We start from the raw sequence: 16,769 nt of genomic DNA, 5'->3' as shown, positions 1-16,769 counted from the left end.
GCCCCCCCCCCCGGGGCGTGGGCGCCACCCCCCCCCCGGCCTGGGCCCCCCGGCTCTGGCGCGCGCCCCCCCGCCCCGGGGGCGCGCCCCCCCGGCGCGGGCGCGCGGCCCCCGGGCAACGGGAGGCGCCCCCGCGTGGGGGGCCCTCTTCTCTTCACGCGTGTACGGCTCAGGACAGGACGTCCGCCGAGCTCACCGGCCAGCTCATCCGGATGGTGCCGCCGTCCTCGCCGGCGCTCACCTCGACGTCGTCGACGAGCCCGCGGATCACCGCGAGCCCCATCTCGTCCTCGCCGCCGGCGTCGTCGAAGTCCTCGGCCGGGGCCGCGGCCCGCGCGCCGGGGACGCCGGCGGCATCGGCCGCCGCCACCCCCGCACCCGGCACCTCGTCGCCGACCTCGATGGAGAACGTCTTCTCCTCCTCGGTCAGGACGACCCTGATGGGGGTCGTGACGTCGTTGCTGCGATGCAGCCCGACCGCACGGGAACAGGCCTCACCGACAGCGAGACGCACCTCGTCGAGGACGGCCTCGTCCACCCCCGCCCGGCGCGCGACCGCGGCCGCCACCAGGCGGGCCGTGCGGACGTGCTCGGGCTGAGCGCTGAAACGGAGTTCAACGGTGGCCATGCGAACCCCCTGGGCTCAGTCGACGGCGTTGACGGCCTCGTCGACCGAGGTGTGGATCGGGAACACCTTGGTGAGACCCGTGATCCGGAAAATCTTGAGAATGCGCTCCTGGTTGCAGACCAGACGCAGCGAGCCCTCGTGCGCGCGCACGCGCTTCAGGCCGCCGACAAGCACACCGAGGCCGGTGGAGTCGAGGAAGTCCACGCCCTCCATGTCGACGACCAGGTGGTAGCTGCCGTCGTTCACCAACTCGACCAACTGCTCGCGCAGCTTGGGCGCGGTATACACATCAATCTCGCCACCGACCTCGACGACCGTACGGTCACCACCAGCGCCGGACACATTGCGAGTCGACAGGGACAGGTCCACGGATCCTCCAGCACCTTGCTATCGGGCGATCGTCCCCTCGGGTCTCCGGGGCGGAGCCGAGGAACGGAACGCCAGCCGCGATGGCATTCAATCACTTACCAGCAGCCATGCACGACGCCTTGGAAGCATTGTCCGTCATGGCAGTGACACACTCGGTGCCGATGGCCAAGAATCACCGCCCCCGTCGTCCGGCCGGGGAAACGGGCAGTCGCCCCTCTCCCGGCATGGTCCTCGACCGGCTCTCCTCGGGCGAGAGCCGGGCCGCGCGCATCACTCATACGGAGCACATGCCCGCCCGGGAGGGCCGTCATGCCGTCTGGCCGCACCGCATCCGTCCCGAGGTGATCGCGGCGATCCAGGCGGCCGGCATCGAGCACCCCTGGGCCCACCAGGCGGAGGCCGCCGAGCACGCCCTGGACGGCGAGTCCGTGGTGATCGCCACAGGCACCGCCTCGGGCAAGTCGCTCGCCTACCTCGCCCCGGTCCTCAGCACCCTCCTGGACGGCTCGGAGGCCCCGAACGGCCGAGGCACCACCGCCCTCTACCTGGCGCCCACCAAGGCCCTCGCCGCCGACCAGCGACGCGCCGTGCGGGAACTGGCCGCCCCGCTCGGCAACCGGATCCGCCCCGCCGTCTACGACGGCGACACGCCCGTCGAGGAGCGCGAGTGGGTCCGGCAGTACGCGAACTACGTCCTGACCAACCCCGACATGCTGCACCGGGGCATACTCCCCTCCCACCCCAGGTGGTCCTCCTTCCTGCGCTCCCTGCGCTACGTCGTGATCGACGAGTGCCACACCTACCGGGGCGTCTTCGGCTCCCACGTCGCCCAGGTGCTGCGCCGCCTGCGCCGGATCTGCGCCCGGTACGGCTCCGAACCGGTCTTCCTCCTCGCCTCGGCCACCTCCGCCGAACCCGCCCTGGCCGCCGGCCGCCTCACGGGCCTGCCGGTCACCGAGGTCTCCGACGACGCCTCCCCGCGCGGCGAACTGGTCTTCGCCCTGTGGGAGCCGCCGCTGACCGAGCTGCACGGCGAGCGCGGCGCGCCCGTCCGCCGCACCGCCACCGCCGAGACCGCGGACCTGCTGACCGACCTGACCCGGCAGGGCGTCCGCTCGGTCGCCTTCGTCCGCTCCCGGCGCGGCGCCGAGCTGATCTCGGTGATCGCCCAGGAACGGCTGGCCGAGACCGACCGCGCGCTCGCCCGCCGCGTCGCCGCCTACCGGGGCGGCTACCTGCCCGAGGAGCGCCGCGGTCTGGAACGGGCCCTGCACTCCGGCGAGCTCCTCGGCCTGGCCGCCACGACCGCCCTGGAACTGGGCGTGGACGTCTCCGGCCTGGACGCCGTCCTGATCGCCGGCTACCCGGGCACCCGGGCCTCCCTGTGGCAGCAGGCGGGCCGCGCCGGCCGCTCGGGCGAGGGCGCCCTCGCGATCCTGGTCGCCCGGGACGACCCGCTGGACACCTTCCTCGTCCACCACCCGGAGGCGATCTTCGACCAGCCGGTCGAGACGACCGTCCTGGACCCCGACAACCCCTACGTCCTCGCCCCCCATCTGTGCGCCGCCGCCGCGGAGCTCCCGCTGACCGAACCGGACCTGGCCCTCTTCGGCCCGGCCGTGCCCGGCCTGCTCCCCCAGCTGGAAGGCGCCGGCCTGCTGCGCCGCCGCTCCACCGGCTGGTACTGGACCCGCCGCGAACGGGCCGCCGACCTCACCGACATCCGGGGCGGCGGCGGCAGCCCCGTCCGGATCGTGGAGGCCGGCACAGGCCGCCTCCTCGGCACGGTCGACGAGGCCGCCTCCCACACCACCGTCCACGAGGGCGCCGTCCACCTCCACCAGGGCCGCACCTATCTGGTGCGGGAACTCGACCTCAAGGACTCCGTGGCCCTCGTCGAGGAGGCCGTCCCCCCGTACTCCACCACCGCCCGCGACACCACCTCCATCTCCGTCCTCGAAACCGACACCGAGATCCCCTGGGGAGCCGGCCGCCTCTGCTACGGCTCCGTCGAGGTCACCAACCAGGTCGTCTCCTTCCTCCGCCGCCGTCTGATCACCGGCGAGGTGCTCGGCGAGACCAAGCTCGACCTGCCGCCCCGCACCCTGCGCACCCGGGCCGTGTGGTGGACGGTCACCGAGGACCAGCTCGACGCCGCCCGGATCACCCCCGAGATCCTCGGCGGCGCCCTGCACGCCGCCGAGCACGCCTCCATCGGCATGCTGCCGCTGTTCGCCACCTGCGACCGCTGGGACATCGGCGGCGTCTCCGTACCGCTCCATCCCGACACCCTGCTGCCCACCGTCTTCGTGTACGACGGGCACCCGGGAGGCGCCGGCTTCGCCGAGCGCGCCTTCCACACCGCCCGCGCCTGGCTGACAGCCACCCGGGAGGCCATCGCCTCCTGCGAGTGCGAGGCCGGCTGCCCCTCCTGCATCCAGTCCCCGAAGTGCGGCAACGGCAACGACCCGCTCCACAAGCGCGGCGCCGTCCGCCTCCTCACGGAACTCCTGAGGCAGCCCCCGGAACCGACCCCGGCTCCCTCCCAGGAACCGACCCGGGCCCCCTCCCAGGAACAACCGGCTCCAGACCCCTCTCAGGACCCGGTTCAGGGCCCTTCTCAGGAACTGGTTCCGGCGCCCCCTCCGGAGCCCTCTCAGGCCCCGGCGACGGAGGCCGTCCCGGAGGACCCGCCCGCGACCTGACCTCCGGCCGGTACGGGCCGCGCACGACCCTGGCGGTCACCTCCGCGGTGCCGTCCCGCACCACGACCACGCACCGCGCCAGCTCGGCGCCCTGCGCGGCGGCCACCCGGGAGGCCGCGTCGCACGCCTCGGCCTCGCCCCACAGGGCCCGGTCGGCGGCGGCGAGGGCGGCCAGGTCGGCGGCCCCGCCGGCCCGGTGTCTGGCCGCCACCGCCTGTCCCAGCGCGAGCACCACCCCGAACACCACGCACAACGCGCACGCCCCGAACGCGGCCCACACGGTCGCCGCCCCACGGTCATCACCACCGCGGCCGGCCTTCCGACCCGTCACGGCGTTCCCCCGTCCACCGCGTCCTCGGCGAGGGCCGCAGCGCCGGCTCTCAGGGTGACGCCCATGCCCCGGGGGCCCGGGGCCGCCGCCTCCACCGTCACCCGCCACAGGTCGCCCTCCCGCGCGACCGACACCCGAGCCCCCTCGGGCGCGGCGGCCCGGGCGGTCGCCTCGGCGGAGGCCACCGGTTCCGAGCGGGCCGCCGCCCTCGCCCCCGCCCGTGCCGCGTCCACGCACCGGATCTGCGCGGCGGCCGCGGCCAGCGCCCAGAGCAGGGTCACCGTGAGCAGCGCGAGGACAGGCAGGACCATCGCCGCCTCCACGGTCACGAACCCCCGGTCAGAACGGCGCATCGAGGGCCTTCCCGATCACCGACTCCAGAGCTCCCGAGACCGCCCCGCTGGTCACGATCTTGTAGAGCACCGCGGCGAACGCCGCCGCGGCGATCGTCCCCACCGCGTACTCGGACGTCGTCATCCCCGCGTCGCGGCGCGCGGCCGTCCGTCGCGCCGTCCACCAGCCGCGCAGCCACACCTTGACCGCCATACCGACCTCCTCGTCCGGCCCTGCCGGGCCTTGTCGTGTGTTCGCTCTTGTCGTCCGTCGTTTTCATCCGTCGCGTTCATCCGTCCAGCAGCCCCGCCGCGAGGCCGATCACCACCGGGGCCACTCCCACCGCGAGGAAGGCGGGCAGGAAGCAGAGCCCCACGGGCGCGCTGATCAGGACCTGGGCCCGGCGCGCCCGGGCCGCCGCGGCGCGGGCACGGGTGGCACGGAGGGCGGTCGCGTGCCGGGCGACGGCCTCCGCCGCCGGCGCGCCCGAGGAACCGGCCCGCTCCATGCAGCGGGCCAGTCCTTCGGCGCCCGGTATCGCGCCGAACCTCCCCCACACCTCGGCCGGTTCGCCGCCGAGCCGCAGTTCTGCGGCCGTACGGGTCAGGCGCTCGCCGAGCGGTCCGCCGAGTGACCGGCCCACCGCCTCCGCCGCCGCACCGGGCCCGGCTCCGGAGGCGGCGCAGGCCGCCAACAGATCGGCCGCGAGCGGAAGATGAAGCGCCGCCTCCTCGTCGCCGACGGATGACAGAGCCCTCCTCGCGGCCCGCCATCTCACGCCCGCAGCCATCAGGACCCCGGCGCACAAGCCGCCGACCCCGCCGAGCAGCACCCAGCCGATGCCGACCCCCGCGAGAGGCGGCAGCCAGAGCCCCGTCCACGGCGGCAGCATGCCTCGGGCCTCCCGGGGGTGCGGTTCCGGCCTCGGGAGAAGGACTCCCGCTCGCCGTCGCGTCCGGCGCGCCCGCAGCCCGCGCAGCACCTCCAGGGCGCCCTGGGCACACACGACCACCGCCAGGGCCAGGAAGCCCACCACCCGAACGACGTCCGGTGTCACGCCCGTTCCCCTCCTCGTACGATCCGCGCGGCCCACCACAGTCCGGCCGCCTCCAGCGCCCCGCCCACGGCCAGGCAGCCCAGGCCGGCCGGTGTGTGCAGCAGCACCCGCAGCGGGTCGGCGCCCAGAGCGGCGCCGAGGGCGAGTCCGGCCGCCGGGAGCAGCGCGAGGACGGTCACCGTGGCCCAGGCGCCAGCCAGTTCGGCCCGCAGGCGGTCGCGCTGCTCGCGGTGGTCCCGCAGGGCGGCCTCCAGCCGGTCGAGTCCGGCGGCCAGGCCCGCGCCTCCGTCCACGGCCACCTGCCAGCAGGCCGCCATGCCTGCGAGCCCGTCGGCACCGTCCTGCCGGGCCGCCCGCCGCAGTGCCTCCGGTACGTCCCCGCCGAACCGGGCCGCCGCGAGGACCGGCGCCTCCGCGCTGCCGAGCGCGCCCGTCTCCCGGGCCGCGAAGGACAGCGCCTGCGCGGGCTGCCAGCCGGCCCTCAGCTCCCCGACAACCGCCCCGCACAGGGCCACCACCCGCTCGGCCCGCGCCTCCCGTTCCTTTCTTCGCCCGGCGGCCCGCAGCCGCCGTCCCACGAGGGGCACCGCGAGCGCCCCCGCCATCAACGGCAGTGGTGACTCGCCGAGGAGAGCGAGAACTCCCGCCACCGGAAGGCACAGCCATGCGCGCCGCTCCCTCAGCACGGCCCACCACCGCGCGGCCGCCGCCGGCCACTCCCCACCGCCTCGTCCTCCGGGCGCTCCGCCGGCGAGCACCGCCCGCGCCCGGCCCGCACCGCGCCGCCGCTCGGCCGCCCACCACAGGGCGAGCACCGCGCAGAGCGCCGCCGCCCCGTGTGCCGCCCCCCGCACCTGGACCAGTTCCAGCGTCACCGCGCTCCCCCTCCGATCAGTGACCTCAGCCGCTCCCAGCCCCGCTCCCGCTCGAACCCGGCCGCGCCCCGCCGCAACGCCGGGACGGTCCGGACCAGACCGTCCCGGTCCCGCTCCAGGACGTGCACCTCGGCGATCCGCCGCCGCCCGTCCCAGTCCCGTACGACGTGCAGCACGATCGACAGACCCGCGCCCAGTTGGCTGTGCAGGGCGGCCCGGTCGAGCCCGGCCGCCGTCCCCAGGGCTTCGAGCCGCGCGGGCACGTCCGCCGCCGTATTGGCATGGACAGTTCCACAACCGCCTTCGTGGCCCGTGTTGAGAGCGGCCAGCAGGTCCACCGCCTCGCCGCCCCTGACCTCGCCGACCACCAGCCGGTCGGGACGCATCCGCAGCGCCTGACGGACCAGGTCCCGCAGGGTGACGAGCCCGGCGCCCTCCTGGTTCGCCGGCCGTGCCTCCAGGCGCACCACGTGCGGGTGGTCCGGTCGCAGCTCCGCCGAGTCCTCGGCGAGCACGATCCGCTCCCGCTCCCCGACGAGCCCCAGGAGCGAGGCGAGGAGCGTGGTCTTGCCCGTCCCGGTGCCGCCGCTGACGAGGTACGACACGCGGGCGTCGATCAGGGCCCGGAGGATCGGGGCTCCGTCCGGCGGAACGGTGCCCGCCGCGACCAGTTCCTCCAGGGAGAAGGCGCGCGGGCGGACCACCCTCAGCGACAGGCAGGTCGAGCCGACCGCGACCGGCGGCAGTACCGCGTGCATCCGGGTGCCGTCGGGGAGCCGGGCGTCGACCCAGGGCCGGGCGTCGTCGAGCCTGCGCCCGGCCACCGCGGCGAGCCGCTGCGCGAGCCGGCGGACGGCGGCGGCGTCCGGGAAGGACACCGGGGCCCGTTCGAGACCGGCGCCCCTGTCCACCCACACCCGGTCGGGTGCGGAGACCAGGACGTCGGTGACCGCCGGGTCGGCGAGCAGCGGCTCCAGCGGACCGGTGCCGATCAGCTCGCACCTCAGCTCCTCGGCCGCGCCGAGCACTTCCGCGTCGCCGAGCAGCCTGCCCTGGGCCCGCAGCGCCGCCGCCACGCGCGCCGGGGTGGGCTCGGCCCCGCTCGCCGCGAGCCGCTGCCGCACGGCGTCGAGGAGCCCCGCTCCGCCGCCCTCGCTCCAGGCCGCGCCCCCTGCCCCGGTCATGCCGCACCGCCGGGCATGAGGGCGCGCTCCCAGAAGGCGGTGCAGAACCGGCCGAGGGGGCCCCGGGGCTCGGCGCCCGGCGGCACCCCCGCGTCCTGGTCGGCCACGATCCCCGGGTCGTAGGGGAGTTCACCGGCGAGCGGAAGCCGCAGCGCGTCGGCGACCCATCGCTCGTCGAGCCCCGACGCGTACGGCCCGCGGACCACGGCGCGCAGGTCGCGCACGGCCGGGCCGATCGTCGAGACCATCCGGTGGGCGGCCGCGACGGCCCTCAACTCCCCGGGGACGACGAGCAACCCGAGGTCGAGCTGTGCCAGGGCCTCGGTGACCGAAGGGTCGGCCCCGCGCGGCAGGTCGACCACGACGGCCCCGCCCCGGCGGCGTGCGGCGGCGAGCACGGACCGCACGGCCTCGGGCGGCACCGGCGCCGCCGGCTCCCGGCCCCAGCTGAGCACCCGTACCCCGCGCACCGACGGCAGGGAATCGTCCAGGGCGCCGCCGGCCAGGCGGCCCTTGGAGGCGGCGAAGTCGGGCCATCGTCTGCCCTCCTCGCGTTCACCGCCGAGCAACACGTCGAGCCCTCCGCCCAGCGGGTCGCCGTCGACGAGCAGCGTGCGGTGCCCGGCCCTCGCGGCGGCCAGTGCGAGACCGCACGCCAGGGTGGAGGCTCCCGCGCCGCCCCTGCCACCCACGACGCCGACGGTCAGCGCCGGCCGGTCCGCGCCCTCGGCCGCGTCGGCGAGGCGGTCGACGAGGAAGCTCTCGGCGTCCGGAAGGCTCAGCACGCTCTCCGCGCCGATCTCGACCGCCAGCCGCCACAGCTCCGGATCGTCCCGGTCACGGCCGACGAGGAGGGTCCCCGGCCGGCGCACCGCTCCCCGGCAGCGGGCCGCGGCGTCGTCGCCGACCAGGACGAGCGGGGGGTCGGTCCAGCTCGCCCGTCGCTCCGGCACCCGGTGGTGGACCTCGGGCTCGACCCCGGCCGCGGCGCACAGCCGCAGGAGGTCGTCGAGCAGCCCGAGGTCCTCGGTGACGATCAGCGGCCCGGCCCGGCGCGGCCCTTCCACCGCCGGCGAGCCCGCTCCCCGTACCTCTGTCCCCCGCCTTCCTGCCCCCCGCGACTCCGGTCCCCTCAGGTTCCGTGCCCACGCCGCCGGCCCACGTGTCGTACCCCCGACCCCGGAAGTCCTGGAAGTCTCCACGGTGCACACCCCTCTCGTGATTCCTGTCGTCCGCGAACTTCGCGACAGGAATCACCGTGGGGCCATCCCGGAAATCGTGCCGATCTTGCCGAAAAACTGTGGATAAGCGAGGGGCTGTGAATAACTCCGCCACTCCTCCGGGGACTGTCCGGAACGCAGCCCGCCGATTACTGTGAGTGATGGATCGAGAGCCGGGCGGGGCCTCGGTCAGCTCATGACCGACATGCAGAAGGAAGGGAGTGGAGGATGGAGCGCAGAGCCAAAACGGCTCCGGACATGCGACGACCCCCGCCGGGGGGGAGAGCGGGGGTCGTCTCTCCGGCCGACTCGGGGGGGGAGGAGCCGGACCGGGTTAGCACGGTCGCGAACGATCCGTGACTTCCATGGTGTACCCGAGAGCCTTCTCAGGCAAACCCACGCGCCCCAGCGTACGCCGAATGGCGGGCACCTATGCTCGGGCTTGTGGAAAACCACTCCTTGCCGCGCACAGCCGCCTTCTTTGACCTGGACAAGACGGTCATTGCGAAGTCATCGACGCTGACCTTCAGCAAGTCCTTCTACCGGGGCGGACTGATCAGCCGCCGCGCCGCCCTGCGGACGGCCTACATCCAGTTCGTCTTCCTGGCGGGCGGAGCCGATCACGACCAGATGGAGCGGATGCGTGAATATCTTTCCGCGCTCTGCAAAGGCTGGAACGTCGCCCAGGTGAAGGAGCTCGTCGCCGAGACCCTCCACGATCTGATCGACCCGATCATCTACGACGAAGCGGCATCCCTCATCGAGGAACACCACGCCGCGGGCCGCGACGTCGTGATCGTCTCGACCTCCGGTGCCGAGGTCGTCGAGCCGATCGGCGAGATGCTCGGCGCCGACCGGGTCGTCGCCACCCGGATGGTCGTCGGCGAGGACGGGTGCTTCACCGGGGAGGTGGAGTACTACGCCTACGGTCCGACGAAGGCGGAGGCCGTACGGGAGCTCGCGGAGTCGGAGGGCTACGACCTCTCGCGCTGCTACGCGTACAGCGATTCGGCGACCGACATCCCCATGCTGGAGGCCGTCGGCCACCCGTACGCGGTCAATCCCGACCGGACGCTGCGCCGTGAGGCCGTGGCCCGGGAATGGCCCGTCCTCGCCTTCGACAAGCCGGTGCGTCTCAAGCAGCGGCTGCCGGAGTTCCGGATGCCGCCCCGCCCCACGCTCGTCGCCGCGGCGGCGGTGGGAGCGGCAGCCGTCGGGGCCGGACTCGTCTGGTACGCGTCCCGGCGCCGGCAAGCCGCCCTCACCCAGCGGCTCGCCGGGGACTTTGCCCGGATGTGAGCGATCGACCGAGAAGCGGAGCCACCACTTTCGCTTCCACCCGGACAGGAGTAGAAAGGAATCAGGCCCGCGAGACCGAGGACATCCGAGAGGATCACCTGTTGAGCATGAAGGCCCCACGGACCTAGCACTGAAACCGGGCACCCACGCGACGTCGACCCGTCGATTACGGGCCAGCCGCACCAGGCCACGGGCAAAGTTCCCGGCCTGATGGGCACATATCGAGGACGCTTGGTAACTGGGTGGACGTGCCAGCGGCGGTACCAGGACTGGTGCCGCCGCAACCCATTCCGGGCCCGGACCCGACCCCGCGCCCTGACCCCCGACTCCACCCCTCCCCCGAGGGCCCACGCCCCCCGAAGGGCCGGAATCCTCAAAGGGTCGAACCCCTCGGAAGTCCAGGATCCCTGAAGGTCCAGAACCTCCTGAAGGTCCGGGCCCCCTTGAAGATCCAGGCCCCCCCGAAGACCCGGGATCCCCCGAGGATCCCGGACTCCCGAAGGCCCAGGACTCCCGAAGGCCCAGGACCCCCGAAGGCCCAGGACCTCGAAGGCCCACGCTCCGAGGGTCCAGGACCACTGGAGGCCCAGGACCCTCGAAAGCCCAGGATCCCCAAAGGTCCAAGCCTCCGAAGACCCGAGACTCCGGAGACTCCGGAGACTCGGGGTCCCCTGAGGCCCAAGATCCTCAGGCGGCGCCGCGCTGGAGGGCCTCGCAGACGGCTGTCGACTCGCGGACTCCCAGTTCGACCGAGCGTCCGCAGTGTGCGATCCAGGCGCCCACGCCGTCCGGGGTCCCCGAGAGGTACCCCTCGAACGCGGCGAGGTACGCGGCCCGCCCCTGCTCGGCGTGGCCGACCTCGGCCGGGCAGATCGCCTTGGGGTCGAGGCCGCTGCCGACCAGCGCGATCCGCTCCGCCGCACGCGCGACCAGGCCGTTGTACGAGGTGAAGGGGCGGAGCGCGAGGAGTTCGCCGTGCACCACGGCGGCCATCACGAGCGCCGGGGCGGCACTGCCGGCGACGATCAGTTCGGCGAGCCCGTCGAGTCGGCCCGCGACCTCGGCGGGCGTCGGCAGCGGGGCGTCGATCAGCGGTTCGTCGACCGCCTCGCCGTCCAGCCGGGGCCGGCCCACGGAGTCGCCGGCACCGGCGCCCGGGAGGCCCACGTCCCCGGCCGCGACCAGGTGGAGGCGGGCGAGCACGCGCAGCGGCGACTGGCGCCAGATGGAGAGCAGCTGCCCGGCCTCGGCACCGAGGCGCAGGGCGGCGCCGACCGTGCGGGCCTCGGCGTCGGCGCTGAAGTCGGTGCGCCGGCGGACCTCTTCCAGGGCCCAGTCGGCCCCGGACAGGGCGGCCGAGCCGCGCGCGCCGCGCAGGGCCGCCTCGGAGGAGATCTCGTTGCTGCGGCGGCGCATCACGCGGTGGCCGTAGACCCGGTCGACGGCCTTGCGTACGGAGTCCACCGCTTCGGCGACGCCCGGCAGGGAGCCGAGGGCGGCCAAGGGGTCAGAGGCGTGCGTACTCATAAGTAGGGAGGCTACGCGCCCCAGGGGCCCGCCCCACGATGGAGTGGTCTTCTTCACGCACCTTGACCACGGGGCGCTATCGTGCCACTACCCTAGGTGAACATGAAGATCGCTTTCGTGGGGAAGGGCGGCAGCGGCAAGACCACGCTGTCCTCGCTCTTCATCCGCCACCTCGCCGCCAACGAAGCACCGGTCGTCGCCGTCGACGCCGACATCAACCAGCACCTGGGTGCCGCGCTCGGTCTGTCCGAGGCGGAGGCCGCCGCGCTGCCCGCGATGGGCGCGCACCTGCCGCTCATCAAGGAGTACCTGCGGGGCAGCAATCCTCGGATCGCCTCCGCCGACACGATGATCAAGACGACGCCGCCCGGGGAGGGTTCCCGGCTGCTGCGGGTCCGCGAGGACAACCCGGTGTACGAGGCGTGCGCGCGCACGGTCCCGCTCGACGACGGCGAGATCCGGCTGATGGCGACCGGCCCCTTCACGGAGTCGGACCTCGGGGTCTCCTGCTACCACTCGAAGGTCGGGGCGGTGGAGCTCTGCCTCAACCACCTGGTCGACGGGGTCGACGAGTACGTGGTCGTCGACATGACGGCGGGTTCGGACTCGTTCGCCTCGGGCCTCTTCACCCGCTTCGACATGACCTTCCTGGTCGCCGAGCCGACCCGCAAGGGCGTCTCGGTCTACCGCCAGTACAAGGAGTACGCACGGGACTTCGGCGTGGCGCTGAAGGTCGTCGGCAACAAGGTGCAGGGCCAGGACGACCTCGACTTCCTGCGCGAGGAGGTGGGCGAGGACCTGCTCGTGACGGTGGGGCACTCGGACTGGGTCCGCGCGATGGAGAAGGGCCGTCCGCCGCGCTTCGAGCTTCTGGAGGCGGAGAACCGCATGGCGCTCCAGGCCCTCCAGAACGCGGCGGACGACTCGTACGTCCATCGCGACTGGGAGCGCTACACGCGCCAGATGGTCCACTTCCACCTGCGCAACGCGGAGAGCTGGGGCAACGCGAAGACCGGGGCCGATCTGGCGGCGCAGGTCGACCCCGGGTTCGTGCTGGACGAGGCGCTCGCCGTGCCGCAGTTCGGCTGAGGACACCCGGGCAGGACCAGAGGGGCCGGGGTCGGCCCGGCCGTGCGGGTCGACCCCGGGTTCGCGCGGGAGGGTTCGTACCGGACGAAGGGTTCAGCTCCGTGCGGCCGGCTTGGCGGCGGGTGCGCCCGCCGGGGCGGCGGGCGGCTGGGCCGACAGGAAGGTCTGCCAGCCGCCCTGCGGGGCCTCGCCGACCTTCAGGGTGCGCATCTTGGCGAGGACTTCGGGGTCCTGGGCGTCGAGCCAGTCGGCGAGCTGGCGGAAGGAGACGCACTTGACGTCCTTCCGCACGCAGACGGTGGCGATGGTCTCCTCGACGGCGCGCATGTAGACGCCGCCGTTCCAGGACTCGAAATGGTTGCCGATGATGAGCGGCGCCCGGTTGCCCTTGTAGGAGCGGTCGAAGGCCTGCACCAGGCCGTCGCGCATCTGGTCGCCCCAGTACTCGCGCTGGGACGGGTCGCCCTGGGTCGTGCCCGGGGACTGGTTCACCAGGAAGTTGTAGTCCATGGAGAGCGTCTGGAAGGCGCGGCCCGGGACGGGCACGAGCTGCATCGACAGGTCCCACAGGCCCCGGTCCTTCTTGGGCCAGATCTGGTCGTTGACGCCGCTGGTGTCGTAGCGGAAGCCCATCTGCGAGGCCGCCTCGACGAAGTTCTTCCGGCCCTCCAGGCAGGGGGTGCGGGCGCCGACGAGTTCCTTGTCGTAGTCGAAGGGCAGCGGCTGCTCGGTGCGCAGACCCGCGTTCGTCCGCCAGTTCTTGACGAAGGACTTGGCCTGGTTGATCTCGCTCTTCCACTCCTCGACGGACCAGTTCCCGACGCCGCCGTCGGGGCCGCAGAAGTGGCCGTTGAAGTGGGTGCCGATCTCGTTGCCCTCCTGCCAGGCGCCGCGCAGTTCGCGGACGGTGGCGCGGATGCCCTCGACGTCGTTGAAGCCGATGTCGGAGTGGCCGGGGCTGTGCTGGGGCGGGTCGTAGAGCTCCTTCTTCTCCTCCGGCAGCAGGTACACGCCGCTGAGGAAGTACGTCATCTTGGCGTCGTACTTCTTGCCCACCGCGCGGAAGTGGGAGAACAGCTTCTGGCTGTCCTCGCCCGCGCCGTCCCAGGAGAAGACCACGAACTGCGGCGGGGCCTCGCCGGGCTTGAGCCTGTGCCAGACGGGCTGGTGGGGCTGGGCGCCGGTGAAGGCGGTCGAACCGTCGCCGATCAGCCGGGGCGCGCTCTGCGGGGCCGCGGCCGGCCCCTTCCTGGCGCCCGCGCCCACGCCGCCCGGCGCGCCCTTCGTGGTGGTGCCGCCGGAGTCCGAGCAGCCTGCGAGGCCGGCGGCGAGGGTGAGGGTCAGGGCGCCGACGGTGAGCGCCTTCCTCCGGACAGTGGTCGTTCTGCGGGCGGCTGACATCCGCGCACCTTTCCTCAGATCCTCGGATTTCCCTACAAGCGGCGTCAACGTCGCACCACGAGGACCGGAGAGCGTCAACGACAAGCCGGTTTACGCACGCTCTGTCACCGGAACCGGTGAATTATTGCCCTATTTGCCCTGAAAATAATGCCGCAGTCTTTACTCTCCATTACGATCCATTTACCGAGCGTTGATCCCCTGTTCTGGGGCCCTCGCCGGGAATCCCGCCGCTGCACCCCGCACGAGCCGCGACCACGCCGCCCCGGAGGAGACGGGAATGACCCTCTACGCCCCTGCCCGCACGACCAACCGGCCCCGGATCCAGCGGCCCCACAGCCCACCGGAGGGACCGCGCCGCTTCCGCATCGCCGGCGCCGACCTCTCCGCGTCCGTCGCCGTCTTCCTGATCGCGCTGCCGCTCTCGCTCGGCATCGCACTCGCCACCGGAGCCCCGCTCCAGTCCGGCCTGGTCGCCGCCGCCGTCGGCGGCCTCGTCGCCGGCCGCTTCGGCGGCTCCCCGCTCCAGGTGAGCGGTCCCGCCGCCGGGCTCACCGTCGTGACCGCCGAGCTCATCCAGCGGTACGGCTGGCGCACCACCTGCGCCATCACCGTCCTCGCCGGCCTCACCCAACTCGCCCTGTCCGCCCTGCGCGTGGCCCGCTCGGCGCTCGCCGTCTCGCCCGCGATCGTGCACGGCATGCTGGCCGGCATCGGCGTCACCATCGCCCTCGCCCAGCTCCACATCGTGCTCGGCGGCACCCCGCAGAGCTCCCCCGTCGACAACGTCCTCGGCCTGCCCGCCCAGTTGGCGCGCGCCCACCCGGCCACGCTGACCATCAGCGCCCTCACCGTGGCCGTGCTGCTCTGCTGGCCCCGGCTGCCGGGCCGCGCGGGGCGGCTCGTGCGGAAGGTTCCGGCCGCGCTCGTCGCGGTGGCCGGGGCGACGGCCGTGGCCGCCTTCGCCGGACTCGCCGTGCCCCGCGTGGACCTGCCGTCCTGGAGCAGTCACGCGCTGCCCGGACTGCCCGAGGGCCCGGTCCTCGGCATCGCGGCGGGCGTGCTCACGATCACCCTGGTCACCAGCGTGCAGTCACTGCTGTCGGCCGTGGCGGTCGACAAGCTGGTCGCCGCCCGCGCGGACCGCGGCAAGGGCGTGCCCCGCTCCCGCCTCGACCGCGAGCTCGCCGGACAGGGCGCGGCCAACGTGGTCTCCGGGGCGCTCGGCGGCCTCCCGGTCGCCGGGGTCGCGGTCCGCAGCGTCGCCAACGTGTCGGCGGGCGCGGTGAGCCGCGCCTCGGCCATGCTGCACGGCCTGTGGATCGTGCTCGCGGCCCTGCTGCTCGTGCCGCTGCTCGACCTGATCCCGCTGGCCGCGCTCGCCGCCCTCGTCATGGTGGTCGGCATCCAGATGGTGAGCATCACCCACATCCGTACGGTCACACGCCACCGCGAGGTCGTCGTCTACGTGGTGACGCTGGCGGGTGTCGTCCTCCTCGGCATCCTGGAGGGCGTCGCCCTCGGCATCGCCGTGGCGATCGCGGTCGCCCTGCACCGGCTGGCCCGCACCCGGATCACCCGCGAGGAGCGGGACGGGCGCCAACTGCTGCACGTCCGGGGCCAGCTGACCTTCCTCGCCGTGCCCCGGCTCAGCCGGGCCCTGCACCAGCTGCCGCAGGGCTCCGACGTGGTGGTCGAGCTGGACGGGTCCTTCATGGACCACGCCGCCTACGAGACGCTGAACGACTGGACCGCCGGGCACCTCGCCCACGGCGGGACGGTCGAGACGACCGGCCCCTCCGGTGTCCGGATCGCCGATCCCGCCCCCGTCACCGCCTCCGCCGCGCACCCCTGCTGCCGCCCCTGGACGCCGTGGCACAACCACCAGTGCGGGGAGGAGAAGCCCGCCGACACACCCGGCACCACCGACACGCCCGGCACCCCCGGCGCCCCCGAGTCGGCCGAGCCCAGACCGACGAAGGGGCTGCACCTGGCGAGCGGCATCGGCAAGTTCCAGCGGAACACCGCCCCGCTCGTGCGGGACGAGCTCGCGCGGCTCGCCCGGGAGGGGCAGCGGCCCTCGCAGCTCTTCCTGACCTGCGCCGACTCCCGGCTCGTCACCAGCATGATCACCTCCAGCGGCCCCGGCGACCTCTTCACCGTGCGCAACGTCGGCAATCTCGTGCCGCTGCCCGGCGAGGAGAGCGGGGACGACTCGGTGGCGGCGGCGATCGAGTACGCGGTGGAGGTGCTGCGGGTCGCGTCGATCACCGTCTGCGGCCACTCCGGCTGCGGCGCGATGCAGGCCCTGCTCAACGGCAGCCCGGACGACCCGCCGACCCCGCTCCGCCGCTGGCTGCGCCACGGCAGGCCCAGCCTGGAGCGGATGGCGAGCCGGCGCCACGCCTGGGCCCGGATCTCCGGGCGCCTGCCGGCCGACGCGGTCGAGCAGCTCTGCCTGACCAATGTGGTCCAGCAATTGGAGCACCTGAGGGCGTACGAGCCGGTCGCGCGCCGGCTCGCCGAGGGCACGCTCACGCTGCACGGCGTGTACTTCCACGTGGGCGAGGCGCAGGCGTACCTCCTCTCCGGGACGGACGAGGTGCACAGCTACGACGACGTCTTCACCCAGGTCATGCCGACGGACCCCCTCGAAACGGCGCGCGCGTCCTGAACCTTCCGCTCCGGCCGGCCGTGAGACTGTGTGGCCCCTTCTTCCACCGCTCGGGAAGAAGGGGCCACCGCACGCCAGGC

General features: G+C 73.8%; 14 protein-coding genes and 1 pseudogene. 4 read left to right on the top strand and 11 right to left on the bottom strand.

Annotated features, from left to right (window positions below; genetic code table 11):
- Positions 1-169: 169 nt before the first annotated feature.
- Positions 170-628, bottom strand: a complete 459-nt coding sequence (locus ACFYUS_RS30085; protein ID WP_351177214.1) for an ATP-binding protein — start codon at positions 626-628, stop codon at positions 170-172.
- 15 nt (positions 629-643) lie between these two features.
- Positions 644-997, bottom strand: coding sequence for an STAS domain-containing protein (locus ACFYUS_RS30080; protein ID WP_015034520.1), 354 nt, complete (start codon positions 995-997; stop codon positions 644-646).
- Positions 998-1,077: 80 nt separating this feature from the next.
- On the opposite strand from ACFYUS_RS30080, the gene ACFYUS_RS30075 reads away from it, so the two are divergent.
- On the top strand, positions 1,078-3,702 hold the full coding sequence (locus ACFYUS_RS30075; protein WP_388858898.1) for a DEAD/DEAH box helicase: 2,625 nt from the start codon (positions 1,078-1,080) through the stop codon (positions 3,700-3,702).
- Between the two features lie 40 nt (positions 3,703-3,742).
- On the opposite strand, the pseudogene ACFYUS_RS30070 reads toward ACFYUS_RS30075, so the two are convergent.
- From ACFYUS_RS30070 to ssd, 7 genes and pseudogenes are all read right to left on the bottom strand, one after another.
- Positions 3,743-3,982 (bottom strand): annotated as a pseudogene (locus ACFYUS_RS30070) (Rv3654c family TadE-like protein); the annotation flags it as partial.
- Between the two features lie 47 nt (positions 3,983-4,029).
- Positions 4,030-4,386 carry a TadE family type IV pilus minor pilin gene (locus ACFYUS_RS30065; RefSeq protein ID WP_388858895.1) on the bottom strand — a complete coding sequence of 119 codons (357 nt, stop codon included), beginning with the start codon at positions 4,384-4,386 and terminating at the stop codon, positions 4,030-4,032.
- Entirely contained in the window at positions 4,373-4,579 is a 207-nt protein-coding gene (locus ACFYUS_RS30060) for a DUF4244 domain-containing protein (protein WP_388858892.1), read from the bottom strand. Before ACFYUS_RS30060 ends, ACFYUS_RS30065 begins: the two co-directional genes overlap by 14 nt.
- Before the next feature lie 76 nt (positions 4,580-4,655).
- Positions 4,656-5,423: a type II secretion system F family protein gene (locus ACFYUS_RS30055; protein WP_388858889.1), complete on the bottom strand. Its 768-nt coding sequence runs from the start codon at positions 5,421-5,423 to the stop codon at positions 4,656-4,658.
- On the bottom strand, positions 5,420-6,298 hold the full coding sequence (locus ACFYUS_RS30050; protein ID WP_388858886.1) for a type II secretion system F family protein: 879 nt from the start codon (positions 6,296-6,298) through the stop codon (positions 5,420-5,422). Before ACFYUS_RS30050 ends, ACFYUS_RS30055 begins: the two co-directional genes overlap by 4 nt.
- A complete protein-coding gene (locus ACFYUS_RS30045; RefSeq protein ID WP_388858883.1) occupies positions 6,295-7,482 on the bottom strand; it encodes a TadA family conjugal transfer-associated ATPase in 1,188 nt (395 codons plus the stop codon). Before ACFYUS_RS30045 ends, ACFYUS_RS30050 begins: the two co-directional genes overlap by 4 nt.
- Positions 7,479-8,549 (bottom strand): septum site-determining protein Ssd, encoded by a 1,071-nt coding sequence (ssd, locus tag ACFYUS_RS30040; protein WP_388858880.1) that lies wholly within the window; start codon positions 8,547-8,549, stop codon positions 7,479-7,481. The genes ACFYUS_RS30045 and ssd overlap by 4 nt, the downstream gene beginning before the upstream one ends.
- 585 nt (positions 8,550-9,134) lie before the next feature.
- Between ssd and ACFYUS_RS30035 the strand changes: the two genes are divergently transcribed.
- The gene (locus ACFYUS_RS30035; protein ID WP_388858877.1) at positions 9,135-10,001 is read left to right on the top strand and encodes an HAD family hydrolase; all 867 of its coding nucleotides are present in this window, start codon (positions 9,135-9,137) and stop codon (positions 9,999-10,001) included.
- A 687-nt stretch (positions 10,002-10,688) separates the two neighbouring features.
- Here ACFYUS_RS30035 and ACFYUS_RS30030 read toward each other — a convergent pair.
- Entirely contained in the window at positions 10,689-11,528 is an 840-nt protein-coding gene (locus ACFYUS_RS30030; protein ID WP_388858875.1) for an oxidoreductase, read from the bottom strand.
- Positions 11,529-11,630: 102 nt separating this feature from the next.
- Between ACFYUS_RS30030 and ACFYUS_RS30025 the strand changes: the two genes are divergently transcribed.
- Positions 11,631-12,617, top strand: a complete 987-nt coding sequence (locus tag ACFYUS_RS30025; RefSeq protein ID WP_388858872.1) for an ATP-binding protein — start codon at positions 11,631-11,633, stop codon at positions 12,615-12,617.
- Between the two features lie 93 nt (positions 12,618-12,710).
- Here the strand turns inward: ACFYUS_RS30025 and ACFYUS_RS30020 are convergent, their stop codons facing one another.
- On the bottom strand, positions 12,711-14,018 hold the full coding sequence (locus ACFYUS_RS30020) for a hypothetical protein (protein ID WP_388858869.1): 1,308 nt from the start codon (positions 14,016-14,018) through the stop codon (positions 12,711-12,713).
- A 277-nt stretch (positions 14,019-14,295) separates the two neighbouring features.
- Between ACFYUS_RS30020 and ACFYUS_RS30015 the strand changes: the two genes are divergently transcribed.
- Complete coding sequence (locus ACFYUS_RS30015; protein ID WP_388858866.1) at positions 14,296-16,689, top strand: SulP family inorganic anion transporter; 2,394 nt, start codon at positions 14,296-14,298, stop codon at positions 16,687-16,689.
- Positions 16,690-16,769: the final 80 nt, after the last annotated feature.

The sequence above is a fragment of the Streptomyces sp. NPDC004284 genome (assembly GCF_042874035.1).
Taxonomy (GTDB): domain Bacteria; phylum Actinomycetota; class Actinomycetes; order Streptomycetales; family Streptomycetaceae; genus Streptomyces.
Note: the sequence above shows the minus strand (reverse complement) of the source record. Positions and strands in the feature narration are given on the sequence as shown.

Bases quoted from the DNA above. Each gene is read 5' to 3' on its own strand.
- ACFYUS_RS30085 (WP_351177214.1), bottom strand. From the start codon at position 628: ATGGCCACCGTTGAACTCCGTTTCAGCGCTCAGCCCGAGCACGTCCGC.
- ACFYUS_RS30075 (WP_388858898.1), top strand. From the start codon at position 1,078: ATGGCATTCAATCACTTACCAGCAGCCATGCACGACGCCTTGGAAGCA.
- ACFYUS_RS30065 (WP_388858895.1), bottom strand. From the start codon at position 4,386: ATGCGCCGTTCTGACCGGGGGTTCGTGACCGTGGAGGCGGCGATGGTC.
- ACFYUS_RS30060 (WP_388858892.1), bottom strand. From the start codon at position 4,579: ATGGCGGTCAAGGTGTGGCTGCGCGGCTGGTGGACGGCGCGACGGACG.
- ACFYUS_RS30045 (WP_388858883.1), bottom strand. From the start codon at position 7,482: ATGACCGGGGCAGGGGGCGCGGCCTGGAGCGAGGGCGGCGGAGCGGGG.
- ACFYUS_RS30035 (WP_388858877.1), top strand. From the start codon at position 9,135: ATGCTCGGGCTTGTGGAAAACCACTCCTTGCCGCGCACAGCCGCCTTC.
- ACFYUS_RS30030 (WP_388858875.1), bottom strand. From the start codon at position 11,528: ATGAGTACGCACGCCTCTGACCCCTTGGCCGCCCTCGGCTCCCTGCCG.
- ACFYUS_RS30025 (WP_388858872.1), top strand. From the start codon at position 11,631: ATGAAGATCGCTTTCGTGGGGAAGGGCGGCAGCGGCAAGACCACGCTG.
- ACFYUS_RS30020 (WP_388858869.1), bottom strand. From the start codon at position 14,018: ATGTCAGCCGCCCGCAGAACGACCACTGTCCGGAGGAAGGCGCTCACC.
- ACFYUS_RS30015 (WP_388858866.1), top strand. From the start codon at position 14,296: ATGACCCTCTACGCCCCTGCCCGCACGACCAACCGGCCCCGGATCCAG.